This is a genomic window from Flocculibacter collagenilyticus (genome assembly GCF_016469335.1).
Classification (GTDB): Bacteria; Pseudomonadota; Gammaproteobacteria; order Enterobacterales; family Alteromonadaceae; genus Flocculibacter; species Flocculibacter collagenilyticus.
Map to the genome: position 1 here is coordinate 3949185 of NZ_CP059888.1, position 24394 is coordinate 3973578.

22 protein-coding genes are annotated in these 24394 nt (G+C 41.9%); 13 read left to right on the top strand and 9 right to left on the bottom strand.

Features of this window, described 5'->3' with window-relative positions:
• Position 1: 1 nt before the first annotated feature.
• Positions 2–370, bottom strand: coding sequence for a VOC family protein (locus tag HUU81_RS17265; protein ID WP_199610129.1), 369 nt, complete (start codon positions 368–370; stop codon positions 2–4).
• A 309-nt stretch (positions 371–679) separates the two neighbouring features.
• Between HUU81_RS17265 and HUU81_RS17270 the strand changes: the two genes are divergently transcribed.
• The 5 genes from HUU81_RS17270 (at position 680) to HUU81_RS17290 (ending at position 5732) form a co-directional block, all read left to right on the top strand.
• Positions 680–1360: a phosphoribosylanthranilate isomerase gene (locus tag HUU81_RS17270; protein ID WP_199610130.1), complete on the top strand. Its 681-nt coding sequence runs from the start codon at positions 680–682 to the stop codon at positions 1358–1360.
• A 70-nt stretch (positions 1361–1430) separates the two neighbouring features.
• A complete protein-coding gene (gene upp / locus HUU81_RS17275; protein ID WP_233520544.1) occupies positions 1431–2135 on the top strand; it encodes a uracil phosphoribosyltransferase in 705 nt (234 codons plus the stop codon).
• Positions 2135–3118 (top strand): EamA family transporter, encoded by a 984-nt coding sequence (locus HUU81_RS17280; RefSeq protein WP_199610131.1) that lies wholly within the window; start codon positions 2135–2137, stop codon positions 3116–3118. The genes upp and HUU81_RS17280 overlap by 1 nt, the downstream gene beginning before the upstream one ends.
• 2 nt (positions 3119–3120) lie before the next feature.
• Positions 3121–4218 (top strand): alkene reductase, encoded by a 1098-nt coding sequence (locus tag HUU81_RS17285; RefSeq protein WP_233520545.1) that lies wholly within the window; start codon positions 3121–3123, stop codon positions 4216–4218.
• Between the two features lie 428 nt (positions 4219–4646).
• Complete coding sequence (locus HUU81_RS17290; protein ID WP_199610132.1) at positions 4647–5732, top strand: hypothetical protein; 1086 nt, start codon at positions 4647–4649, stop codon at positions 5730–5732.
• 90 nt (positions 5733–5822) lie between these two features.
• On the opposite strand, the gene HUU81_RS17295 is transcribed toward HUU81_RS17290, so the two are convergent.
• The gene (locus tag HUU81_RS17295) at positions 5823–6332 is read right to left on the bottom strand and encodes a MarR family winged helix-turn-helix transcriptional regulator (RefSeq protein ID WP_199610133.1); all 510 of its coding nucleotides are present in this window, start codon (positions 6330–6332) and stop codon (positions 5823–5825) included.
• A gap of 291 nt (positions 6333–6623) precedes the next feature.
• On the opposite strand from HUU81_RS17295, the gene HUU81_RS17300 reads away from it, so the two are divergent.
• From HUU81_RS17300 to HUU81_RS17325, 6 genes are all read left to right on the top strand, one after another.
• Positions 6624–10541 carry an amino acid adenylation domain-containing protein gene (locus tag HUU81_RS17300; RefSeq protein ID WP_199610134.1) on the top strand — a complete coding sequence of 1306 codons (3918 nt, stop codon included), beginning with the start codon at positions 6624–6626 and terminating at the stop codon, positions 10539–10541.
• Positions 10542–10551: 10 nt separating this feature from the next.
• Complete coding sequence (locus HUU81_RS17305) at positions 10552–11523, top strand: pseudouridine-5'-phosphate glycosidase (RefSeq protein WP_199610135.1); 972 nt, start codon at positions 10552–10554, stop codon at positions 11521–11523.
• Between the two features lie 107 nt (positions 11524–11630).
• On the top strand, positions 11631–12755 hold the full coding sequence (locus HUU81_RS17310) for an efflux RND transporter periplasmic adaptor subunit (RefSeq protein WP_199610136.1): 1125 nt from the start codon (positions 11631–11633) through the stop codon (positions 12753–12755).
• Positions 12752–15838 carry an efflux RND transporter permease subunit gene (locus HUU81_RS17315; protein WP_199610137.1) on the top strand — a complete coding sequence of 1029 codons (3087 nt, stop codon included), beginning with the start codon at positions 12752–12754 and terminating at the stop codon, positions 15836–15838. Before HUU81_RS17310 ends, HUU81_RS17315 begins: the two co-directional genes overlap by 4 nt.
• A gap of 112 nt (positions 15839–15950) precedes the next feature.
• Positions 15951–16364: an alternative ribosome rescue aminoacyl-tRNA hydrolase ArfB gene (arfB, locus tag HUU81_RS17320; RefSeq protein WP_199610138.1), complete on the top strand. Its 414-nt coding sequence runs from the start codon at positions 15951–15953 to the stop codon at positions 16362–16364.
• Between the two features lie 24 nt (positions 16365–16388).
• Positions 16389–16847, top strand: a complete 459-nt coding sequence (locus HUU81_RS17325; protein ID WP_233520546.1) for a hypothetical protein — start codon at positions 16389–16391, stop codon at positions 16845–16847.
• 114 nt (positions 16848–16961) lie between these two features.
• On the opposite strand, the gene mioC is transcribed toward HUU81_RS17325, so the two are convergent.
• Positions 16962–17411 carry an FMN-binding protein MioC gene (gene mioC, locus HUU81_RS17330; protein ID WP_199610139.1) on the bottom strand — a complete coding sequence of 150 codons (450 nt, stop codon included), beginning with the start codon at positions 17409–17411 and terminating at the stop codon, positions 16962–16964.
• 92 nt (positions 17412–17503) lie between these two features.
• The gene (locus HUU81_RS17335) at positions 17504–18112 is read right to left on the bottom strand and encodes a dienelactone hydrolase family protein (RefSeq protein WP_325071804.1); all 609 of its coding nucleotides are present in this window, start codon (positions 18110–18112) and stop codon (positions 17504–17506) included.
• Positions 18113–18237: 125 nt separating this feature from the next.
• On the opposite strand from HUU81_RS17335, the gene HUU81_RS17340 reads away from it, so the two are divergent.
• Together HUU81_RS17340 and HUU81_RS17345 are read left to right on the top strand one after the other, a co-directional pair.
• Positions 18238–18837 carry a LysE family translocator gene (locus tag HUU81_RS17340; protein ID WP_199610141.1) on the top strand — a complete coding sequence of 200 codons (600 nt, stop codon included), beginning with the start codon at positions 18238–18240 and terminating at the stop codon, positions 18835–18837.
• 247 nt (positions 18838–19084) lie between these two features.
• Positions 19085–19954: an HDOD domain-containing protein gene (locus tag HUU81_RS17345; RefSeq protein WP_199610142.1), complete on the top strand. Its 870-nt coding sequence runs from the start codon at positions 19085–19087 to the stop codon at positions 19952–19954.
• A 59-nt stretch (positions 19955–20013) separates the two neighbouring features.
• Here the strand turns inward: HUU81_RS17345 and mnmE are convergent, their stop codons facing one another.
• The 5 genes from mnmE to rpmH form a co-directional block, all read right to left on the bottom strand.
• The gene (gene mnmE, locus HUU81_RS17350; protein WP_199610143.1) at positions 20014–21426 is read right to left on the bottom strand and encodes a tRNA uridine-5-carboxymethylaminomethyl(34) synthesis GTPase MnmE; all 1413 of its coding nucleotides are present in this window, start codon (positions 21424–21426) and stop codon (positions 20014–20016) included.
• Between the two features lie 225 nt (positions 21427–21651).
• Positions 21652–23292 (bottom strand): membrane protein insertase YidC, encoded by a 1641-nt coding sequence (gene yidC, locus HUU81_RS17355; RefSeq protein WP_199610144.1) that lies wholly within the window; start codon positions 23290–23292, stop codon positions 21652–21654.
• 6 nt (positions 23293–23298) lie between these two features.
• Positions 23299–23553, bottom strand: coding sequence for a membrane protein insertion efficiency factor YidD (gene yidD / locus HUU81_RS17360; protein WP_199610145.1), 255 nt, complete (start codon positions 23551–23553; stop codon positions 23299–23301).
• Positions 23517–23876, bottom strand: a complete 360-nt coding sequence (gene rnpA, locus HUU81_RS17365) for a ribonuclease P protein component (RefSeq protein ID WP_199610146.1) — start codon at positions 23874–23876, stop codon at positions 23517–23519. The genes yidD and rnpA overlap by 37 nt, the downstream gene beginning before the upstream one ends.
• Before the next feature lie 11 nt (positions 23877–23887).
• Complete coding sequence (gene rpmH, locus HUU81_RS17370) at positions 23888–24022, bottom strand: 50S ribosomal protein L34 (RefSeq protein WP_199610147.1); 135 nt, start codon at positions 24020–24022, stop codon at positions 23888–23890.
• Between the last annotated feature and the right edge of the window lie 372 nt (positions 24023–24394).

The window sequence follows — 24394 nt, forward strand, 5'->3', positions numbered from 1 at the left end:
TTTACTTGTCGCTCCACACCGCGTATTCGTTGCCGGTTAAGTCGGTAAAGTGAAAACGACGACCTCCCGGAAAACTAAATATTTCCTTTTTAATACTGCCGCCTAAGTTGGTCACCTGTTTACAGAGGTTTTCTAAATCTTCATGGTAAAACACCACTAGTGCAGAGCCATTTTCGGTATTAGCTTTTAAGTCACTTACATAAAAACCGCCATCGGTATGCCCGTCATTAAACGCTAAGTATTCTGGGCTATAGCTTTGAAAGGTCCAGCCAAATAGCTCACTGAAAAAAGATTCAGACTTGGTTAAGTCATTAGAAGGGAGCTCAATATAGTCAATGGCACCACGGCGGCGTGCGTTAGTTTCAGACATCGTTCTTTCCTTAGTTATTGTTATTTAAATACAGGGCAACCTGCATGTGAGTGAATTAGGTACCAAGCCTAATCACCGTTTCGACAGTAGCATTAATTTTCTATTAATCAAGCGCCTAACCTATCAAGTTTATTATCGATAAATGACATTTTAAATTTGACAGTATCTTAAAAGTATGTAACTTTATATAAAGTATCTTTATGAAGAGATACTTTATATAAACGTATATTAACCTTACACACAATTTACGTATTAACGAGTTATCTTGTTAATAGATAAGAAATTTTAAAACAATAAGGATCCAAATTAATGGAAAAGCTAATACAAGTCGCAGGGATTATTGACGAGAATGAAGCAAAATTAATCGCTGACGAAGGCGTTCAGTGGTTAGGTTTTCCACTGCGTTTACCTTCAGGTAAAGATGATATTTCTGAACCTGCGGCAAAGAAAATTATTGAAAGTTTATCTGCTCCGCAAGCGGGTGTATTAATCAGCTATATGGTTAAAGCAGACGAAATTAGCCAATTTTGTACAGAATTAGGTTTTACCGCTGTGCAACTACACGGTGACGTTGAAGTGGCAGAGCTTCGTAAACTTAAACAAATGCGTCCCGATCTTTACGTACTAAAAAGCTTAGTAGTGAAAGAAGATAACGCTGACGAATTATTAACACTGGTGGATGAGTGTGCTGAATATGTGGACATGTTTATTACAGACACATTTGATCCTAAAACGGGCGCGAAAGGCGCGACTGGGCTAACTCATAACTGGGACGTAAGTGCTGAATTAGTGCGTCGTTCACCTAAGCCATTAATGATGGCTGGTGGCTTGAACCCAGACAACGTTGCAGATGCAATTCGTAAAGTTAAACCTGCTGCGGTTGATGCGCACACCGGACTTGAAGGCCCTGACGGTAGAAAAGATCGTAATAAGGTAAAGAAATTTTTTGCTGAAGCAAACAAAGCGTTTGCAGAAATTGAAGGTGCTTAAGCCGACTAATTACATACTGGCAAGTTGACACATAAATATAATGCTCGGTTGTTAACTTGCTAGTGCTGTTATGAATCAACCATTACTAAAATTAAATACAGGGATTTTAAGTATGTTTTGTGAAAATGCAGTGCATGTTTTACCACAAACTAATCAGCTGCTGTCGCTTCATTTACAAATACGCGACAAAACAACTAGCCAAGAAGATTTTATTTATTATTCGGATCAAGTGATCCGCTTGCTATTAGAAGCTGGCATTAATTTACTACCATTTCGCTCACAATCAGTGGTTACACCTATAGGTGAAACCTTTGAAGGGCTTGAACTTGCCACTGACGTATGTGCCGTATCCGTTATCCGTGCTGGTGAAAGCATGGAAACCGAATTACGCTCAGTATTTGCTGGCATTCCATTAGGCAAAATACTGGTACAGCGCGATAAAGAAACCAAATTAGCAACATATTCTTATAGCAACTTGCCTGAAGATATTGCCAGTCGCCATGTTTTGCTGCTTGAGCCCATGTTGGCCACGGGTGGATCAGCAATAGAAGCGCTAAATGTGTTGTTAGAACATGGCGTTAAAGAAGAAAACATCATCTTTATTAACTTGCTAGCGTCGCCAGACGGGATCAAAAGAATAACAGAAGCATATCCAAAGCTTCGTATCGTTACCTCATCAATTGAAAAACGGATGAACGAGCATGCCTTTATGGTGCCCGGCATTGGTGATTTTGGTGATCGATATTTCGGTACTCAAGACTCAGGAGCAAGATAATGATAAATAACCTCATTAAGTATGCCCTTATTACTGCTATTGCCCCCATTATCTGGGGAAGCACATATTTGGTAACAACAGAGCTACTACCAGCTGACACTCCTTTATTTGCTTCTGTGATCAGGGCATTACCTGCGGGGTTATTGTTATTATTAATCGGTGGCAAATTGCCCAAAGGCGTGTGGTGGTTTAGAGCAATAGTATTGGGAGCATTAAATATTGGCGCATTCTTCTACTTCTTATTTGTTGCGGCATATCACTTGCCTGGCGGCATTGCTGCATTAGTTATGTCGTGCCAGCCTATTTTAGTCTTGGTACTGGGCGCACTTTTATTAAGCCAGCGCATTAAAATGTTGCAAATTGCAGCATGTGCCGTCGGGATTCTCGGTGTGGCGCTTTTAGTTCTTAAACCGGTTGAAACATTAGACTCAACGGGCGTATTTGCAGGGCTTGCTGGTGCATTAAGCATGGCAATAGGCATAGTGCTGACTAAACGTTGGGGGCGACCTGAAGGCGTGAGCGTGCTTAATTTTACAGGCTGGCAATTAGCCGTGGGCGGATTGGTTTTATTACCGCTGGCATTTATGCACGAAACGTTACCCAGCACTTTAACCTTAAATAACTGGATTGGTTACATTTATCTCAGTGTTTTCGGTGCCGTGCTTTCATATATGATTTGGTTTAAAGGTCTTGAGCGTTTACCGGCCATCAGTGTGTCGTTTATTTCTTTCGCCAGTCCACTGACTGCCACTATTTTAGGATATGTATTTTTAAATCAAACCTTTAACCTTTATCAAATTGCAGGTGCCGTTGCGATTATTGCCGCAATTTTAATGGCACAACCTCGTCAAGCTAAACCAACTACTAACGCGCAGTCAGATAGCCGCAAGCCAGCAGGGCCGACACTTGTTACGACTAAAGGTGCAACCATCGCTACTGATCCGCTCAATCAAATAAATATAAAAAGCACACAAGGAAACTAATTATGACTAATCAAACATCTGGGTTAGATATGTTCGACGCCATAAAGTTAGGCGATATGAAATTACAAAATCGTATTATTATGGCTCCTATGAGCCGTAATCGCGCCACCACAGAAGGTTTAGCGACCCCCTTAATGGCAACGTATTACGCACAGCGTGCCGATGCAGGGCTAATTATTTCTGAAGGTATACAGCCTAGCCAGCAAGGACAGGGTTTTATGAATTCGCCGGGCTTACATAGCGAAGCACAAGTTGAATCATGGAAACAAGTGACGGCGGCGGTGCACGCAAAAGGCGGTAAAATTATTGCGCAATTAATGCATGCAGGCCGTATTGGTCATCCTTCTTTATATCCAAGTCAACATTTACCCGTAGGCCCAAGCCCCATTGCAGCGCAAGGTCAAACATTTACCCCTACAGGTATGGAAGATTACCCCACACCCATAGCACTAACGGTAGAGGCGATAAAACAAACAATAGAAGACTTTGCGCGTGCTGCTAAGAACGCGATCCGTGCAGGGTTTGATGGCGTGGAAATTCATGCCGGTAATGGCTTTTTATTGCATCAGTTTTTATCTGACAATACTAATCAACGTAACGATATATACGGTGGTGATATCTCGAGGCGTTCTAATTTTACCTTAGATGTCGTTGACGCAGTCATTGCAGAAATTGGTAAAGCGCGCACTGGTATTCGTCTTTCTCCGGATAATCCTTACAACGATATCCATGAAGCAGAATCAGTTGCGCAGTATCAAGATTTATTATCACGCCTACCGGATATTGCATTTATTCACATAATGGAAGCAGGTAATCGTGAACATATTTTAGCGTTACGCCAACAGTGGCAAGGTGCATTTTTACTCAACCCACATGAAACGTCTGAGTCTGGCCCAGTAACACCTGAGATTGCTGAAAAAGTGCTAAGTAATAATACCGCCGATGCCGTATGTTTTGGTGCGTTATTCATCGCCAACCCAGACTTAATCACACGCATCAAAGAAGGCGCGCCATTCAATGAAATGGATGGTAACACGCTTTACGGTGGCGACCATCGCGGATACACCGATTATCCTGCTTTAGAAATGTCTGTAGCTTAATAAAACATAGTCGAGGTTGACTGTGCTTTACCTAATATTGTGCATTCTTGCTCGTTGGAGGCGCATCTCTAGCAGCGAGAATAACAATATGCTTGTGTGACAACCATGCGGCAAGGATGCTGCTTAGTCCAACCATGCAATGCCGCACTCTCCCTGCGGCATTTTTCCAGCCATACCCAAAGCAATGGTCAGTGCACTATGCCTCATAGATAATATTGTAAACGAGCTAGAAAGCATTAAAATAGTCAACCTAAATAGCGAAGACCTTTAATTAAATGAAGTTAAATGAGCCATGGAATGCATCAATCTCTCCTTATTTTTACACTTAAACAATCCTCTTACTTTTTTGAGTTACAGCAAAAGCACGGTAAGTGTATGTGTCTTTTAGCCTACCGTTTTTATCTCTAACGCAAACAAGGTAAATATCATTGAAAAATAAAAATAAGCTTTGGCTTGGAATGTGCCTAAGTACTGTCGCCATTATCTTTTTGAGCGTGGGTTATTCTAGTGATGAATGCCTTACCTGTGAGAACACAAATGAGAGTGCAGCTAATATCATTGAGATAAATACTAAGGCGCAGCCCGCTGATAGGGCTGGTTCTCTATCGCATAAAGCGAGTAATAAACTTGTAGATAATGGCATCACAGAAAAAGTGGAGCTGTCAGCAATGACTACAAATAAAGCAAGCCCACCGAAGAAAAACTACGAAGATGAATGGTGTTTTCCTGACGTTGAATTAAATGAAAGCGATAATCTTTATGCGCAAACTCAAGCTGAAGAGTGGAATAGAATAATAGGAAAGGCATCATTTAGAGAGGATCCTTTTGAGTTTCATATGGATGAAAGGTACTTTCCTAACGTTAACTTAATGAAACCCTATGAAGCATTGCCACTAGAACAATTAGAGGCATTGGCTTTTAATGATGATAAATGGGCTATGGTGGCGTTTGTTCAACATTCACTGGCTGACCAAGGTAAAAAAAGTGAAATTGCCAAGCGGTTATTAGTACAAGGAGCATCTTATTATGCGCTTAAGCATTTAGTTCGTCGTTCACTCGTTACCGCAAAGCTAAGTTATGATGAAGGTTCAAGGCGAGAAAGTGCAGAGCACATTAAGGAAGCATTTATTTATGCTTACTGGGGATTAAATAACTTTAGTGAAGGTGGGTTTGCCACGTTTACAGCACTTACTGCCAAAGAAGCTTTATTCATCGAGCTACCTGTTGAGTCTTTATTAACGGAAGCAGAGCAGGATTTGAGGGAGCGCTATGAGAAACTGGACAAATGGATATTAGAAGAAAGACTAGCGCTGGGAATCGATGTAGAGCACCCATCGACAGCGGTGGAAAGAGCACTTGAAGGTCAGTTAGCGATCAGACAGCACGTGTCTGGCGAGCAAGTGGACTTTGTAAAGCATTTGAATATAACAGACACCAGCCCACTAAAAACTCCCCTTTGTGTTGATAAATATTTAGCTGAATTACGGAAAACGTCGCAGAAACTCGCTAAGTAATAGTGACGCCCTTTTAAGCCTAGCAGCTGAAAAGAGTCAGCTGTTAGGGTTCAATCATAAATAAGAAGTTAAATAGAAGGATGATAGTGTTTAACTAATCGAACTATCGTTTTTCTGATGCGCCAAAATCAGCTTTTTTAGTAAGTCAGCAAGCTCGGTTTGCTCTTGCTTCGAAAGGGGGCTAACTAAAAAGTTACCTTTATCAACATGAGCAACTATCACTTCACTAATTAGTTTATAGCCTTCATCGGTTAATGAAACTAATACGCCGCGACGGTCGTTGGGATCAGGAGAGCGTTTTACGTAACCTTTTGCTTCTAGTCGATCCACTCGATTTGTCATTGCGCCTGACGATAGCATTAACGTATTTAAAAGCTGATTAGGCGTAAGCTCGTAAGGTTTTCCTGTGCGTAATAACGTGGCAAGCACGTCAAATTCGCCGCTGTTCAGGCTAAACGTTGAGAACACCTTTTGCAATTCGGCATGAAAAAAACTACTAGTTCTAACTAACCTACCCATCACCGCCATAGGGGATGAATCCAAGTCAGGACGTTCTTTTTCCCACTGCTCTAGTACTGTATCTACATGATCTTTTTTCATAAAGCGACAGTAACACTATTTTTTCTTTACGTAAAGATAGTTGACTATTGTTTTTCTTCATGTATCTTTATATAAAGTATCTTGATATGTAGTAACTTGTCATCAAGGTTTATTATTGGCAGCACGCTTTGCAAGATTTAGCGGCTATTAACTGCTGAGCTTTTAGTTTTTGTTGTACGAGACTCAGATTTTTCAACACCGTAAGTGTATCTTCATTAAACAGAGTTACCTTACATGAAATGTGCAAAAGATATTTGTACTCGCAACGGTAAAGGAATTAAAAATTCGATTATGGAAACTTTTACTAATAACAATCCATCTACATCGATCACTGACAATAGATGCTTAACAGATCTATTTATTGAACAAGTGAAAAAGCAACCAGACCATACAGCGGTTATTTACGATCATGAGTCACTCACTTATCAGGAGTTGGCTCAGCAAAGCGCTGAATTAGCTCAATATCTGCAATTTATAGGTATTACGCCAGATACGTGTGTTGGTTTGTTTGTTGATCCATCAATGGAGCTAATGATTGGCAGTTGGGGAATTATTCTGGCTGGTGCCGCATATTTGCCACTATCGCCTGAATACCCTGAAGAACGCATTAAATACATGGTTGAAGATTCAAAGATTGAAGTGGTTTTCTGCCAAGATAATTTAAAGGCGCGATTAACCAGCTTAATTCCTAACCATGTGACCATTATTACACCGTCAGATATTCATTTTTATAGCAAAGACTTATCAACCAGCGCGCTATTAACATTAGAAAGCACAGTCGCTGCAAGCAATTTGGCTTACATCATTTACACCTCTGGCAGTACTGGCAGGCCTAAAGGGGTAATGATTGAACACAAAAGTATTGTGAACCAAATGGCATGGCTACAGCAAGCATATCGCTTTGATAAGCACACCATCGTATTGCAAAAAACGCCAATGAGTTTTGATGCGGCGCAATGGGAGATATTGGCTCCTTGTTTTGGAGCAACAGTCGTTGTTGGCGCACCTGGCGTTTATCGTGATCCTGAAGGGATTATCAAAACCATTATTCGCCATCAAGTCACTTCATTCCAGTGTGTACCTACGTTGCTGCAAGCGATGTTGGATACGATTGGGGCGCATGATTGCACCTCGCTAAAACACATCTTCAGCGGCGGTGAGATTTTAACAAAACACCTTGCTAATCAATGTTTTGAAACATTGCCAGAAACAACACTGGTTAATTTATACGGGCCAACGGAGTGCACAATAAACTCTTCTGCATACGTGATTGATAAAGCGCAGGTTGCAGGTGGTCCTAATGCATTGTCTATCGGTTATCCGGTTGCTAATACGCAATATTATATTTTAGATAGTAAAGGCGAAAAGGCCGCAGTCGGTGAGATTGGAGAATTGTTTATTGGTGGTATTCAATTAGCGCGAGGTTATTTGCATAAAGCAGATATGACCAATGAACGCTTTGTTGATAATCCATTTATTCATACAGATGAACAGGCGTTAAGTGAGAAGTTATACCGAACAGGAGATTTAGCATACTGGAATGATAATGGCTCTGTGCAGTTTTCGGGGCGCGTTGATAACCAAATTAAATTACGTGGCTTTAGAGTTGAGTTAGATGAAATTCGTTTAGCGATTGAAGATCATAGCTGGGTTAAAAATGCCGCGATGATTATTAAGCATGATGCAAGAACAAGCTTTCAGAACTTAATTGCATGTATAGAGCTAAACCCAAAAGAAGCCGCGTTAATGGACCAAGGTAACCACGGCGCACACCATCAGTCGAAAAAGAGTAAGTTGCAAGTTAAAGCACAGTTATCTAATAAAGGCTGTCGCGAGCGTGACGATGATAATCAAACATTAATTACGCTATTACATAAAGACGCGACTCCAGCGCAACGTGCCTTGGCCTATTCGCGTAAAACATACCGCTTTTTTGAAGGTGGTGAGGTGGCAAAAGAGGATTTACTCACGTTGTTATCTGCCCAGCCACCGTTAACCTCTGCGATTGACTTGTCTGATTTAAACTTTGAGTCGCTTAGTAAATTACTGCGTAACTTTGGCCAGTTTTCTAGTCCAGAGCGACTACTACCAAAATACGGTTATGCCTCGCCGGGCGCGTTATATGCAACGCAAATGTATTTGGAAATGCACCATATTGCTGGCTTAGAAAGTGGCGTTTATTACTATCATCCAGTGCATCACGAGCTGATTTTAATTACCTCGGTGACACCGTCTTCACAACCCGCAATCAATATTCACTTTATGGGTAAAAACAGTGCCATTGAACCCGTTTACAAAAACAACATTCAAGAAGTGTTGGAAATGGAAGTGGGTCACATGTTGGGTTTATTCGACAAGATTTTACCAAGCTACGGTTTATCAGTAGGAACAGGCGAATTCATTGACAGTGTTAAACCGCATTTAGATTGTGCGGAAGAGGATTTCTATTTAGGAAGCTTTCCACTGGTTTCGTTTTGTAATAAGCCGACCAAGCAAGACGTGGCCATTTATGTACAAACCCATGCTGACCGCATCGCTGGCATGCCTGCGGGACAATATCAGTATCGTGATAATCAATTAGTGCGGCTTGATGATGAACTCATTCTGAAAAAAGATGTAATTGCGATTAATCAACAAGTATACGAGCGTGCCAGCTTTGGTATTTCAATGGTGTGTGAGTCAGAGCTTAGCTGGCAACATTACATTGCCTTGGGTAGAAAGCTTCAGTTATTACAAATGAACGACTTAAACTTAGGCTTAATGTCGTCGGGGTACAGCTCTAAGTCAGGTAATGACTTACCATCAGCAACTCGTATCAAATCCATCTTAAACAGAAACCAATTAGAGGTGTCGGCCTTCTATTTCTGTATTGGGGGCAGAATTAGTGACGAGCAACGTGAAAGTGAAGGGATGAAAGAAGATACCATTCACATGCGTGGCCCGGTTGAAATGATTAAAGATGATTTATTGAACTTGCTGCCTAATTATATGGTGCCCAACAAAATCATTATTATGGATGCACTGCCACAAACAGCAAACGGAAAAATTGATTACAAAGCGCTAGAAGCCAGTGAAGCGCTTAATAGCGACCAAATTGATAAGCCATTTATTGCACCAAGAACCGAGGTTGAAGAGAAGCTTGGCGATATTTGGAAAGCTGCGATGAAGTGGGATGCCGTGTCAGTGACGGACGACTTTTTCGAGTCAGGTGGTAATTCACTGATGGCAGTGTCGATGATCAATAAAATTAATAAACAATTTCAAATTCAATTGCCGTTACAAGTACTGTTTGAAGCGCCAACGGTAGAGGCGTTAGCACGCAAGGTGACAGAGCAAAATAGCCGACCTTCATCACGACTGATCCCACTTAGCAAAGGCAATAAACCAGATGCAATAAACAGTGAAGTGTCAGTCAGCGAGAAGCCGATTTATTGCTGGCCTGGATTAGGTGGTTATCCAATGAATTTACGCTTACTTGCCAATTCAGCGCATATCCATCAGCCGTTTGTGGGCATTCAAGCTTACGGGATCAATGAAGGCGAAATGCCTTACCCAACGATTGCGGAAATGGCGACGCGTGATATTGCTGCGATAAAACGCCAGCAGCCTACTGGTCCTTATACATTGTGGGGATATTCGTTTGGGGCACGTGTCGCATTTGAAACGGCTTATCAATTAGAACAGCAGGGTGATGACGTTAAAGAGCTGGTATTAATTGCGCCCGGTTCGCCAAAGTTGCATGCAGAAATGGAATCGCAACATGGTAATCAACCCACGTTCAATAATTTAGGGTTTGTGACCATACTGTTCTCGGTATTTGCGCACAATATTGACAGCCCAGCGCTAAAACAATGCTTGAAAGTGGCAAAAGACGAAATCAGCTTTGCGACTTTTATTAACGAGCGTTATCCGCACTTAGATGTGGGGTTGGTGCTGAGAATTACGCAAATTGTTAAACAAACCTATGAGTTTGAGTATTCATTCAAAGAGCTACAAGAACGTCAGCTAAAGGCCAAGATCACCATTCTTAAGGCGCAGGGCGACAATTATTCGTTTATTGAAAATAGTCATGGCTTCTCACGTCAAACTCCAACCGTCATAGAGTTAACCGCCGATCACTACAGTTTGTTAAAACAGTCAGGGATTGATGAGCTATCAACGAGCCTAAAAGCCATGGCATCAAACACCAATACAGAAACGCTTGCATAAGGGAACGCGAATGAACAAAGCAATAAAAGATACCCATAGCCCAATTCCATTGATCTTTACTGAAGAAGTGCATGATGCCATTCAGCAAGGTCTGCCGGTTGTCGCGCTTGAGTCTAATGTAATTAGCCATGGTCTTAAGTATCCGTACAACCTTGAAACGGCAAACTTAGTCGAAGAAGCCGTAAGGAAGGGCGGTGCGATCCCTGCGACCATTGGCATTGAGAATGGCCAGTTTTTGATAGGCATGACCGATCACATGAAAACGCGTTTTGCCACCGAAAGCGGCATTCCAAAAGTGTCTAGCCGAGATTTGCCTGTGGTATTAGCAAAGGGCGGCTTAGGCGCGTCAACGGTGGCATCGTCGCTGGTGGCGGCAGAGCTAGCTAATATTCCATTTTTTTCATCAGCAGGGATTGGTGGTGTTCACCGAGGTGCTGAAACCAGCATGGATATTTCGTCAGATTTAATTCAGTTTACGCGCTCAAAAGTGGCGGTGGTATGCGCTGGTGCGAAGAACATATTGGATTTGGGGTTAACGATGGAGTTTTTAGAAACGCAGTGTGTGCCTTTGGTTTCTTATCGTTATGACGATTTTCCTGCATTTTATTGTCGCTCTAGCGGCTTGCCAAGCCCACACCGCATTGATGATCCGCATATGATTGCGCGCACCATCGAAACGTATTGGAATTTAGGCAAAAAAGGTGCGGTATTAATTACCACGCCAACGAAGGAAGAAGATGCCATCGACAGTAACGAAATTGATGCCGAGATCAATAAAGCCATTGCCGCTGCAAAACGTGATGGTGTATCGGGTAACGGTGTGACGAAGTACATCATGCATGCCATTGATGAGGTCACGCAGGGGCGGTCGGCAACAGCCAACATGAAAGTGTTGATTAATACCGCCGAAGTAGCAGGTCAACTTGCTGTTGCACATAGTCAGCTTAAGCAAGAAAGCGCGGAATACAGGCCCGTTGCTTAGCGCTTAAGTTTGCAAATGTTTTGGTAAATCGTTTTTACCGTGAGTAAAGCGTGCTGAGGCAGACGTCAGACTCAGCACCTTACTCGTCAACAGAAGGAATTCGTCACATGAAATACATAAAATGGTTTATTGCCATTACTTTAATCGCGCTTATTGTTTCTAGTATTGTGCTGTATAAACAAACGTTAATTGCTGATAGCAAACAAAACAATATGGGAGAACCAACAGCGACGATCACAACATTAGTGGTTGATCAGTCTCAGTATCAACCAACCTTAACGGTAAAAGGTGTCAATCAGGCAAGGCAAACACTCAATATCAGTAATGAATTAGCCGGCACAATTTCACAGCTGTATTTTTCATCCGGTGAAACAGTTAAGCAAGATGATATTTTATTGATTCTCGATCACAGAATTGAACAAGCGCAGCTGACCGCAGCAAAAGCTAAATTGGCATTGCAGGAAAAGGTGGTACGTCGCTACGAAAAGCTATTTAAAACCAACAAAATTAGTGAAGAGAAGCTAGAAGAAGCACTAACACAACAAGACGTGTTTAGGGCCGACATTGCGGTGCTGGAAACCGTAATTGATAAAAAAATAATTAAAGCGCCGTTCGATGGCATGATGGATATTCACGACTTACAAGTGGGACAGTATTTAACGGCGAATAGCCAAGTTGCACAGATTATTGGCAGCAAAGACTATAGTTGGATAGATTTTCATATTCCACAGCATTACCCAAAGTTAGTGCTAAATACCAAAGTATTAGTAACGACACCCGATGCCGATAATCAAGGCGTGACTGCGCAAGTCGCTTCGGTTTCTCCAGTGTTTACTCACAATACCAGGCACCTTAAATATCGTGCGAAACTATTAAATGCCGATTTGGTGTTGCGTCATAACCATATGGTGAATGTAACGGTGCCGATTGCAGAGGTACAGCAAAAAATTCATGTGCCTAATTTAGCATTAGTGTCAGACCGGTTAAGTCAGTTTGTTTATTTGATTAATCAAGATGAACAGGGAACTCATCGTGCTTATCGCCAAGAAGTGAAAGTGTTAGCGCGCAAAGCGAATCATGTAGTAATTGAGTCGGGTTTATCAGGGGGCGAGTTAATTGCGTTAGAAGGAAGCTTTAAACTGTGGCCTACGATTAAAGTGAATATTGTGCCTGCGGCCAACACCACAACAGACGATAACGCCACGCAGTCAGTGCAAGGAGCGTCATTATGAGTGCTCGAGCCAACGCTGGTAGTTGGGTAGATAAGTTTGTCAATAAACCGATTCTGTCCATTATATTGTCTATCGCATTTTGCTGTGCTGGAATTTATGCACTGGTATATATTTCAGTGATGCAGTTTCCTCGGCTGGAAAGTGCTTCGTTAGTGATTACCACGAATTACACCGGAGCATCGGCAGACATTATCAAAGGCTTTGTGACTGATCCGATTGAACGGGTAGCGTCTACCGTACCGGGGGTTGATTATGTTGACTCGGTGTCTAAAGCAGGCTCAAGTACAGTCACGGCATGGCTAAATTTAAACGAAGATAGCACGCGGGCACTGGCAGAAATGTCGGCAAAATTAAGTCAGGTAGGTTTTGAATTACCCCAAGCCGCAGAAGATCCTGTTATCACGGTAAGTCGAACCGACCGTCCTCATGCCTTATTTTATTTAAATGTAAAAACGCAGGGCTATGACTTAACAGCCATTACCGACTTTATGAGTCGCCAAGTCACGCCAATTTTGAATAACATACCGGGCGTACAAAAAGTAGATATCGAAGGGAATAGAACACCTGCCATGCGTATTTGGCTAGCGCCTGATCAAATGCATGCCTATGGTTTAAGTGCAGCCGACATCAACCAAGCATTAAAAGCCAATAACACACTGGCCACTTTTGGCTTTACGGATAGTCAGCAGCAAAAAATAGATATTGTGGCTAATACCCAATTACAAACCGTGGCTGAGTTTGAAAACATCATTGTTAAAAACTTAGGTAACAGAAATATACACTTAAAAGACATTGCCCGTATAGAACGTGCGCATACTCAGCCAATGATCAGTGCGAGATTAAACCAAGAAGATACTGTGTATTTAGCGGTGTGGCCGTTACCGGGGGAAAATGAAATTGCCATAGGTGACAAGCTTTACCAATCGGTTGCTGAAATCAATAAAACGCTACCCAACGGCCTTAGCATCAACTTTGCTTATGATGGCACGTTGTACATGCGTGATTCACTCAAAGAAATTACAACCACCTTAGTTGAAACCATAATTATTGTGGGCATTGTGGTGCTGTTAATGATGGGGTCAATGCGCACTGCATTAGTGCCTTTAGTGACTATTCCTATTTCTATTTTAGGCGCAATTGCAGCCATTTATTTAGTGGGCTTCTCGCTTAATTTACTTACTGTGCTAGCGATTGTTTTATCAGTTGGATTAGTGGTGGATGATGCCATTGTGGTGGTAGAAAATGTGAGTCGTCATATGCGTAATGGACACTCGCGTTTGCAAGCTGCTTTAATCAGTTCCAGACAATTATTAATTCCGATTATTTCAATGACGCTGACGCTGGCGATGGTGTATATACCCATTGGCTTTTTGGACGGCTTAACCGGTATTTTATTTAAAGAATTTGCTTTCTCACTAGCGATTGCGGTGATTATTTCAGGCATTATTGCGATAACTTTATCGCCAATTATGAGTGCCAATGTGGCACTAGAAGGGGGCAAAGAAAGCCGCTTTACTAAAAAAGTGAATGCGCTGTTTGATGCATTAAGCCAGCGTTATGTAAGCGTGCTGAAACGTTGTTTTGCATGGACGCCGCAACTCATCGTCTTTGCATTTGTAGTTACACTGCTGATGGTGCCTTTTTATTTAGGGTCAGCAAAAGAGCTCGCGCCCATTGAAGATCAAAGCAATATCTTTGTGTTAGTGCAGTCGCCGCCAGATTCTTCACTTACTTATAACGAAGACAGAATGACCAGTGTGGTTGATTCATTGCTTGCTATCGAAGGGACGAATCAAATGTGGCAAAACTTATACCCTGCTGGTGGCTTCGGTGGCTTAGAGTTTAAGTCGTCTTCCGAACGCGATTACAGCACCAGTGAAAAGCTGCCAGAAATTTACGGTTACTTATCAGGTTCGGCAGGACTGAATTTATTACCCATCATGCCGTCTTCATTACCTACGGCGGGTCAATTTGATATTGAATTTATTGTAAAAGCCGCAGCGCCATACGAAGAGATGAAAGAATATGCTGACAAACTCGTTGGTGCCGCATTTCAAAGTGGTGAATTTTTATATGCAGACACCGATTTGAAAATTGATTTACCACAAATGCTGCTGTCATTTGATGCCAATAAAATTGCTGATCACAATATGACGATGAGCAGTGTGAGTGAGCAGTTAAGCGTTTATCTAACAACGAATTACGCTAACCGTTATGATGCAAGTGGAAAAGCCTATAAAGTTATTCCCATATTGGATGAAGTAAGTCGTTCAAATCCTGACGAAATCTTATCGTTACCCATTAAAACACCGTCGGGCGATCTTATTACCTTAGCTGCGGTCGCTTCAATACAGTGGCAAACCGCACCAAGGCAATTAAACTCATTCGGGCAACAGAACGCGTTCCGTGTGTTTGGTGGTATTTTGCCATCATCAACCAAAGAAAAGGCGTTAGCGGCATTAGAGCAAGCTGCGGCAGATATTCTACCTGCACACTATTATGTGGATTATGCGGGTGAGTCGCGTGAGATTAGACGCTCCAGTGGCCAATTGATTACCACCATGGGGCTTTCATTATTTATTGTTTATCTTATTTTAACCATTCAATTTAATAGCTTTAGAGATCCCCTTATTGTGTTTGGTGGCTGTGTATTCTTAGCGCTTTCAGGGGCATTAATCTTGCCTTTCTTTGGTTTAACCACGTTAAACATTTACTCGCAAATAGGTTTGATTACGTTAATCGGCTTAATTGCGAAGAACGGTATTTTAATTGTGGAATTTGCTAACAGTGTGCAAGAAGCGGGTAAGTCAAAACTGCAAGCTATAACGGAAGCGGCGCAAACGCGGTTACGCCCTATTTTAATGACAACGGCTGCTACTGTTTTTGGCCACTTTCCCTTAGTGTTGGTAACGGGCGCAGGCGCAGAAGCACGGAATAGTATTGGTATTATTCTCGTGGTTGGCATGTTAGTAGGCACGTTATTTACCCTATTTATTCTGCCCATGTTTTATTGGTTGTTCGCTAAAGAAAGAAATGCACCAGCAATCGTAGATAAAGAGGTTGTGCTTCAGCATGCGGCTTAATTTCTTTAGGTATCCTTATTTGGGGATTTGGTTATAATAGCAAAGCCGTAGCAATAGAAGTGTTACGGCTTTATTTTTAAACCAAGGGCGATCCCGCCATAAGAATACCAGCATGATTATTATTTCTAACGCCGTTAGTATAAAGCCCGAAGAAGTTGAGCTAACTGCGATCCGTGCGCAAGGCGCGGGTGGGCAAAACGTCAATAAAGTGTCCAGTGCTATTCATTTACGTTTTAATATTCGCAATTCTAGTCTTCCTGAATTTTATAAAGAACGCCTACTTGCACTGAAAGATAGCCGCATTACCAAAGAAGGCGAGGTTATTTTAAAAGCGCAGCAATTTCGTACTCAAGAACTCAATCGTGAAGATGCTATTAATCGTTTAGTGGCGTTAATCCGATCTGCCACCGTGATCCAAAAGTCACGTCGTCCAACCAAGCCTACGAAATCGTCTCAGCGTAAACGTATGGATAAGAAGAACCAGCGTGGTAAGGTTAAACAAATGCGTGGCAAAGTCAGCTTTTAGTATTAAGAAAAGGGTTGTATTGGTATGCGTTTAGGAAGCGTTTGTTTAATGATTGCTGCGCTGGTAGCGTTTGGTACAGCGATAGCGCACATGTCGTGTATTGCGTTAGGCCCCGCGTGTTATGCAGCACAAATGGCACCTCCACAAATTATTGAGTCGGCAAAACAAGGCACATTATTAGCGCCGTTAGGCACATTATTAGCGCCGTTAGGCACTACTTTTGTGTCAGCCATTTTTGTATTGCTTGGTTTATATGCGTTGTCGGGCGCGAAGGTGATTCGTAAATTGCCGTTACTAACGTTTGGTATTTATGCCATTGCTACGCTATGCATTATTCGTGGTTTACTGGCGCTGCAATTGTGGGTAAGAAAGCCTGAGCTGGTAACAGACTTTGCTCTTTTGGCAGCGTGGGTATGGTTAATAACTGGCTTGTTATATTTGGTTGGTTATAAAGTAACGCAAAGGGCACACGCAAAGCATTAACCGTTATGCGTATAAGCGAATATTGTACTGCGCATGTGTCGTAATATGCAGGCGATTACCTCATCACCTGCACATTACCTGCACATCAGATCTTCAGTGTTACACTTAAGCTGGTTACTGACTGGCTTTTTTTATCCAGCTGTCTAACCATTCTAAAGCAAACTCTTCAGGCAGTGGATGCTCCATTACATCAATGGCAGCCATTTCGGTAATTTGTTTAGCACCTAATTCGGCCAATTTTTGATCCATAGTTGTTCCAGCACCACAGTAGGTGTCGTAGCTGCTATCTCCAATACACAACACGCTATATTCTAGTTCACTAAGATCTGGCGACTGTGCGTCTAACTCATCATAAAACGGTTGAATATTATCTGGTAGATCGCCTGCGCCGTGGGTCGACGTACATACTAACCAAATTACATTCTTTGTTGACATGGCATCTAGCTGCGGCGTTTCGTGTAAGTTCACGCTCCAGCCTTTAGCTGTTAGCTTTTGTTCCATTTGTTCAGCGGTATATTCAGCACCGCCCATTTGGCTACCAATAATAATTTCAATATGTTTCATAAATACGATGTAGTTCTTTGCTAAAAAGTGGGCGTAATTATGGCATAAGTTAATAGCAAATGTTTATTACAAATCTTAATCGAATATCGCATTTATGGTGTGGGTGTGTGAAGTAGGGTGATGACTTTGCTTTGCCAATTATGTGCGGCAGTGACTTGATACGCGCTTGAATGCGGGTTCATAAAGCCATGTTGATAAGGAGTAGGCATACACGTTACATTGTGATGGCGCGTAAGACTGCTGTGTAACGATGAAATACAAAAGTGCTGCTCACTTTCAGGTAGTATTGCTAGCAGTTCACACAGCGGCGCTAAGTGGCTGTAATGACGTATTTGACTACCATAAAAGGCAATAACTTTGTTAACGGGCGTGGATGTGGCTAATACATAGCTAGCGGCTGCTCCTACGCTAAATCCAACTATAATGACGTTATCGGTTTGGCTGGCAACAATATCTGCTAATTTCGCGGTGTATTTTTCAACGCTAGTCACGCTGCAAAAATGCTGGTAAGCCTCCGTTTCGTGATAAAACGGCGGCGTATTAATTGAGTAAGGCGATACGATTAACGGCTTAAATCCTGCCTGACTAAGCTCTTCGGCAAATTGATATAGATAGTCTTTTATACCGAAAATATCTGCTGCCAGTATTACTATCATGTGATTACTTTCCTTAGATTGGTACAGCGTGTTATACGCAATTATATTCGGCGTTAATGTTCAATGTTAATTAGCGTGATTAGTGTAGATGAAAGCATTACTGCATACTACGCCTAACATATTGATGTAGCTGTAAATACATTACAGTGTAAATGATAGGTGTGACATTGATGACAGAGCAATTAATTTTATTAGCAACTGCAACGGCGTTATTGTTAGGTTCGCCCGGGCCAGCTCCGTTAGCGTTAGCGGCTACAGGCGCGACATTTGGTGTAAAGCAAAGTACACCATTTTTAATTGGCATCTTGGGTGGTTTAGCGTGGGTGATTATTGCTACTGGGCTTGGTTTAGCGGCACTGTTAACCCAATGGCCAAAAATGGGGTTAGTGCTACAAATCATCGGCGTGCTGTATATTATTTACGTGGCGTTTAAAATTGCACGCGCACCAATGATTAGCGCTGATAATAACAAGGCTGCCTTACCTTCTTTAGCTGACGGCTTTATTCTTAATTTAGTTAACCCTAAAGCGTATGCCGCATTTCTCGCCTTATTCTCTCAATACAATACAGCTCATGATGCGAAATATAGTTTGGTTGTGATGGCATTGGTGTGCTTTGTGGTTGCAATCATAGTTGACGGGTTATGGCTGCTATTCGGTGCCATGCTTAAACACGTTTTTAGTAACCCAACATGGGCGAGGGCAATTCGTTTATGTTTTGCTATTGCGGTGGTGTTGGCGGTGTTAGTGGCTTTATTTTCCCTTGCCTAATGCGAATTGGTAGCGACCTGATTTCCCTAATAAAACTTAGTATGGATAACGCTACTTGAAGTGTTATAGGTACAAACAGAGCGGAAAAGTTATTTTAAAATTAAATACATATATGTTTATCAATAAAGCTCCTAAATCATTTGGTAAGTTTTAGAAACCCCATCTATATTCTTAATATCGTGGTTAACTTTGCTCTTAAAGTTAATTTTCTCTTGCTGATAAATGATAAGTTACGTTGGTGATTTAAATGGCAACTCCCGTGGACCTTGCAAAAATAGATAAACTACTCGAAGGCTTCACCATTCCCCCTCGTCCTGACATGTTGGTGAAATTACAAGAAGAAATTGAAAGCGATTCGCCAGATATAAAAACGATTGCTCATCTGATAAATCAGGATATTGGCATTGCTGGATTTACACTAAAGGTAGTTAATTCGCCTGTAATGGGATTATCCCGAAAAGTGAACTCAATAGAGCATGCTTGTATTTTTTTAGGTCTACATCGGCTGATTAAATTAGTGCGCAGTGTGGCGCTACGTTTTGCTGTAAGTGGTGGCAATGAAGACGCATTCACCCATAAGTTGTGGAATACCTCTACGCAAGTAGCCAATGCTTGTTCGGCATTAGCCAAGCACCTTGATTTAGGAATGGCGGACGAAGCTTACACGGTAGGTATGTTTCATGATGCTGGGATAGCGTTAATTTTTGATCAACGCCCAGATTACCCCGATGTGCTACGGCACGCTTATGAGCAAACTGAAGAGTCAATCAGTGAATATGAAGAACGTGAAATTGCATCGTCACATGAAGTGCTTGGCTTTTTAATTGCACAAACATGGGGACTGGATGCGGCGATGTCTAACGTAATTGCGTATCATCATAGTTGTTCAATTATGCTGGCGTCGGGCGAAGCGACAGAAAAGCAATTATTTGCACTGTTAAAATTAGCTGAGCACATGGTTGGTGCGCCAGGTAAATTATGTAACGCAAGTTTTGATAGTGACTGGGAGCGTTTCGGCGCGCAGGTATTAGATGTACTGGATTTAGAAGATTTTCAATTGCTTGACGTGGGTGAAGTGTTACATGGCATGGATGTGGAAAATATTTATCATCATTAATTGAGCTTGCCGAAGAAAGTTTCTCGCGGCAAGCTATGTGAGCAACAAAGGCAAGTTGATTATTTACCGATACAAAAGCTACTGAAAATTTTGCCCAATAAATCATCAGAACTAAATTCGCCAGTAATTTCATTGAGGTATTGCTGTGTAATACGTAGCTCTTCAGCCAGTATTTCGCCTGCAATGTGTGCTTCTAGTTGGTCTTTTCCTGAGTATAAATGGTGTGCAGCATTGTCGAGTGCGTCTAAGTGACGACGGCGTGCCATGAAGCCACCTTCTGTTGAGCCTTGAAAGCCCATACAATCTTTAAGATGCTGTTTAAGCAACGTAATACCGCTGCCGTCTTTAGCAGATAAATGGTACACGGGATGCTGATTTGCGTCTGATTGGCCAGCACTTTCACCTGATAAATCGACTTTATTGCGGATCACGGTTAACCCTATGTTCTCTGGTAATCGCGCGACAAATTCTGGCCAAATTTTGTGAGGATCAGTTTCATCTGTTGTGGTTGCGTCTACCATAAAGAGTACGCGGTCGGCCTGTTTTATTTCATCCCAAGCACGTTGAATACCTATTTGCTCCACCTTGTCTGGGCTTTCACGTAGACCAGCGGTGTCGATAATGTGCAGAGGCATTCCATCAATATGAATGTGTTCACGCAGCACGTCACGAGTGGTGCCGGCAATGTCTGTGACAATAGCGGCATCACGGCCAGCTAGTGCATTGAGTAAGCTAGATTTACCCGCATTTGGGCGGCCTGCGATAACCACGCGCATGCCTTCACGGATAATACTGCCTTGTTTAGCTTCCGAGCGAACCGCTTCTAAGCTAGTGATGATATTGTTGAGATCTTGCGCTACTTTGCCGTCAGACAAAAAATCTATTTCTTCATCTGGAAAGTCAATCGCTGCCTCAACGTACATACGTAAATGGATCACGTGTTCAACTAACGTATGAATTTTTTCAGAAAACTCACCTTGCAACGACTGTAATGCTGAACGAGCCGCTTGTTCAGAGTTTGAATCAATTAAATCGGCAATGGCTTCAGCTTGAGTTAAGTCGATTTTATCATTGAGAAATGCGCGCTCACTGAACTCACCAGGGCGGGCAATACGAATATTACCGATTTGGCAAATAGCGCGAATTAGCATATCAATAATGACAGGGCCACCATGACCTTGTAGCTCTAGCACGTCTTCACCAGTGAATGAGTGAGGGGCTTTAAAAAAGAGTGCAATCCCTTCATCCAATGGCTGTTGTTGTTCATCCTTAAACGGTAAATACTCGGCGTAACGTACCTTGGGTACTTTACCTAATATACGCTCTGCTACTAATGTTGCGGCTGGGCCTGAAACACGCACTATGCCTACACCACCACGACCGGGAGCGGTGGCTTGTGCAACAATAGTATCAGGGCTATCGAATGTCGCTGCTGATTGTTGTGAGCTATTTGATGAGGCTTGGTCTGTCATGATTGAAGCGCTATAAGTTGTCTAAATAAATTAAATACATTGGTTTGGCAAGCATAGCAGTCGTTGATACCCGCTACAAAAAAAGGTGACTTACGCCACCTTTTTATATCTGTCCCATTTGAAGATGTAGCGTTGTTGACTGCGCATCTTCAGCCTAATCGCTTAGTTTATCTAAGCTTATGGGGATTCAGATGCTTGTCGCTTAGCTGCATCCCCAACGGCCTGTTATTTGGCCTTGGCTTTTTCTTTGTCTTTATCCATTGCACGATAAATGATAAGCATTTGTGCAATTGAGATTAAGTTACTCACTAACCAGTAAAGTACTAGACCAGCAGGGAACCATAAGAAGAATACCGAGAACATTACTGGCATCCACATCATGATTTTTTGCTGCATCGGATCTGTCATTGGCGTAGGTTGTAACTTCTGCATTAAGAACATACTCGCACCAAATAAAATTGGTAATACAAAGTACGGGTCTTTTGCAGATAAATCAGTAATCCATAAACCAAACTCTGCTTGACGTAGCTCGGTACTTTCTAAAAATACCCAGTAAAGCGCTAAGAAAATTGGCATTTGAATTAGCATGGGTAAACAGCCACCCATAGGATTAACTTTTTCTTTGCGATACAGCTCCATCATGGCTTGACCCATTTTTTGGCGGTCTTCACCATAACGCTCTTTTAATGAAGCGAGTTTAGGCTGTAGGTTACGCATTTTCGCCATTGAGGTGTATTGTGCTTTCGTTAGTGGATACATTACCGTTTTCACGATAATCGTAATCAAAATAATTGCAAAGCCCCAGTTGTGAACTAAACCATACAGCACTTTCAATAACCAGAATAATGGCTGAGAGATAAACCAGAAAATACCGTAATCAACGGTTAGGTCTAATGTAGGAGAAAGTTGTTCAAGCACATCTTGATCTTTTGGACCGTTATACAGCATGGCAGAGTAAGTCATATTCTCGCCTGGCTGAATATCTATTGGAGATGACTTCGCACCAACAATGCCGTTACCACCAGAAACCACTCGGCTGTATAAAGTATTTTGATCATCACTTTGTGGGATCCACGCAGACACAAAGTAATGTTGGATCATCGCAACCCAACCACCTAACGTTGGTTTATTAAGGTTACGATCGACCATGTCGTCAAAGTCATACTTTTCGTATGTGTCGTCTTGTGTAGAGTATGCTGCGCCGCGGTAAGTTGGCATCATCATACTGCCTTCGTCACCCGCAATGCTTTGCTTTAATTGACCATAAAACTGTACGGTACGAATGTCGCTAGTGTTATTAGTGACGTCGTATTTTACTTCAATGGCGTAACTGTTGGCGTCAAAGGTAAACGTTTTCGTAAACGTCATGCCAAATTCGTTTGTGTATGTTAAAGGCACTGTTAGTTTGCCATCAGTCACTTGGTAGTCAGTTTGTGCGCTGGTGTATACCGGACGCCCTTTACTACTTGCGTCAGGACCATCACGACCCACTAAACCACTTTGTGCAATATACAACTTGTCGTTATTTGGTGTAAATAAATGCAGTTTTTCTTCGCCACCTTGCTCAACAGGAAACTTTAGCAATGTTGAAGAAATAATGTCGCCACCTTTGGTATCGATATCGATATCAAATACGTTCGTTTTAACATTAATAACTTGGCGAGAGGCCGCTGCTACAGAAATTTCAGAATCAGAAGATGCAGGTACATCGTCAGCCTGATTATTCACAGAGGCGGCTTGAGTATCTTGTTGTGATTGTGTCTCGGTAATTACTGGCTTTGGCCCGTAATCTAATTGCCATTGTTGGTAAAGTAGAAACGATACTAACAACAGACCGATAAACATAAATGAACGTTGCGATTCCATAACAGCTTATTTCTCGTCTTTATTTTTAAGTTCAGGAACTGGGTCATTTCCCCCAGCGTGCAAAGGGTGACATTTTAAAATACGTTTGCCCGATAACCAACAACCTTTTATTACGCCAAATCGAGAAATTGCCTCAATAGCATAATGTGAACAAGTTGGAGTAAAACGACAGCTTGGTGCAAATAGCGGGCTAATCCATTTTTGGTAGCCGCGAATTAGCAGAATTACTCCTGACTGGTACGCTGTGCGATTTTGCGCCATAGCTTTTCCAATTGTTTAAATAATTCAGCATTAGTTTGCTGATCAATGCCTGACTTGGCCATGATTACAATATCTATTGGAGGAAGATTATGCTGATTTAAACGAAAACTTTCTCTTACGATTCGCTTAACGGTATTTCGATTAACGGCTTTTTTCACTCGTTTTTTAGCGACAGTAATGCCAATACGAGGATGTGATAATTGATTAGGTTTTGCTAAAACAGTAAAGAAAGGAGATGCAGCTTTGGCTGGTTCATTGAATATGCGGGAAAACTGAGAGGGAGTTAAAAGTCTTAACTCCCTTCCGAAGGTATGCTCTACCACCTAAATGCTAATTAAGCAGATAGTTTAGCACGACCTTTAGCACGACGACGTGCTAAACATTTACGGCCGTTTTTAGTAGCCATGCGAGCACGGAAGCCATGGTCGCGTTTGCGTTTTAGTACGCTAGGTTGAAATGTACGTTTCATATTAATGTCCGTCCGATCGGTTATTACAATAACAAAAAGGTAGCGATCCTTTTCGTTGATTTACAAAAGAGGCGCGATTTTACGGACTACTGAACAAAAAGTCAACGTTATATTGCAAGGTTAGCGGTATATCGTGGTGATATTGTGTCTTAGGGGCAGAGATCAATATGTTAGCGGGGGAGGATCAGTGATGATCGTTGGTGGTTTGCCGGTTCAAACTTGTATTTATTGATGCCGGTTGATCTCGGATCTGTATTGATCCTTTGTATTCTAACTATATTTTTAAGTGATAAAACATCAAAAATTAGTCAGTTATCCACATGTATAAGTGGAAAATATGGATAACCTTTTTATAACTTACACAATTACACT

Coding starts and splice junctions, on each gene's coding strand:
- HUU81_RS17345 (WP_199610142.1), top strand. CDS start 19,085: ATGGCAACTCCCGTGGACCTTGCAAAAATAGATAAACTACTCGAAGGC.
- HUU81_RS17270 (WP_199610130.1), top strand. CDS start 680: ATGGAAAAGCTAATACAAGTCGCAGGGATTATTGACGAGAATGAAGCA.
- upp (WP_233520544.1), top strand. CDS start 1,431: ATGAATCAACCATTACTAAAATTAAATACAGGGATTTTAAGTATGTTT.
- HUU81_RS17300 (WP_199610134.1), top strand. CDS start 6,624: ATGGAAACTTTTACTAATAACAATCCATCTACATCGATCACTGACAAT.
- HUU81_RS17265 (WP_199610129.1), bottom strand. CDS start 370: ATGTCTGAAACTAACGCACGCCGCCGTGGTGCCATTGACTATATTGAG.
- HUU81_RS17285 (WP_233520545.1), top strand. CDS start 3,121: ATGACTAATCAAACATCTGGGTTAGATATGTTCGACGCCATAAAGTTA.
- HUU81_RS17310 (WP_199610136.1), top strand. CDS start 11,631: ATGAAATACATAAAATGGTTTATTGCCATTACTTTAATCGCGCTTATT.
- HUU81_RS17340 (WP_199610141.1), top strand. CDS start 18,238: ATGACAGAGCAATTAATTTTATTAGCAACTGCAACGGCGTTATTGTTA.
- HUU81_RS17305 (WP_199610135.1), top strand. CDS start 10,552: ATGAACAAAGCAATAAAAGATACCCATAGCCCAATTCCATTGATCTTT.
- HUU81_RS17280 (WP_199610131.1), top strand. CDS start 2,135: ATGATAAATAACCTCATTAAGTATGCCCTTATTACTGCTATTGCCCCC.
- yidD (WP_199610145.1), bottom strand. CDS start 23,553: ATGGCGCAAAATCGCACAGCGTACCAGTCAGGAGTAATTCTGCTAATT.
- HUU81_RS17315 (WP_199610137.1), top strand. CDS start 12,752: ATGAGTGCTCGAGCCAACGCTGGTAGTTGGGTAGATAAGTTTGTCAAT.
- arfB (WP_199610138.1), top strand. CDS start 15,951: ATGATTATTATTTCTAACGCCGTTAGTATAAAGCCCGAAGAAGTTGAG.
- mnmE (WP_199610143.1), bottom strand. CDS start 21,426: ATGACAGACCAAGCCTCATCAAATAGCTCACAACAATCAGCAGCGACA.
- HUU81_RS17325 (WP_233520546.1), top strand. CDS start 16,389: ATGCGTTTAGGAAGCGTTTGTTTAATGATTGCTGCGCTGGTAGCGTTT.
- HUU81_RS17295 (WP_199610133.1), bottom strand. CDS start 6,332: ATGAAAAAAGATCATGTAGATACAGTACTAGAGCAGTGGGAAAAAGAA.
- mioC (WP_199610139.1), bottom strand. CDS start 17,411: ATGAAACATATTGAAATTATTATTGGTAGCCAAATGGGCGGTGCTGAA.
- yidC (WP_199610144.1), bottom strand. CDS start 23,292: ATGGAATCGCAACGTTCATTTATGTTTATCGGTCTGTTGTTAGTATCG.
- rpmH (WP_199610147.1), bottom strand. CDS start 24,022: ATGAAACGTACATTTCAACCTAGCGTACTAAAACGCAAACGCGACCAT.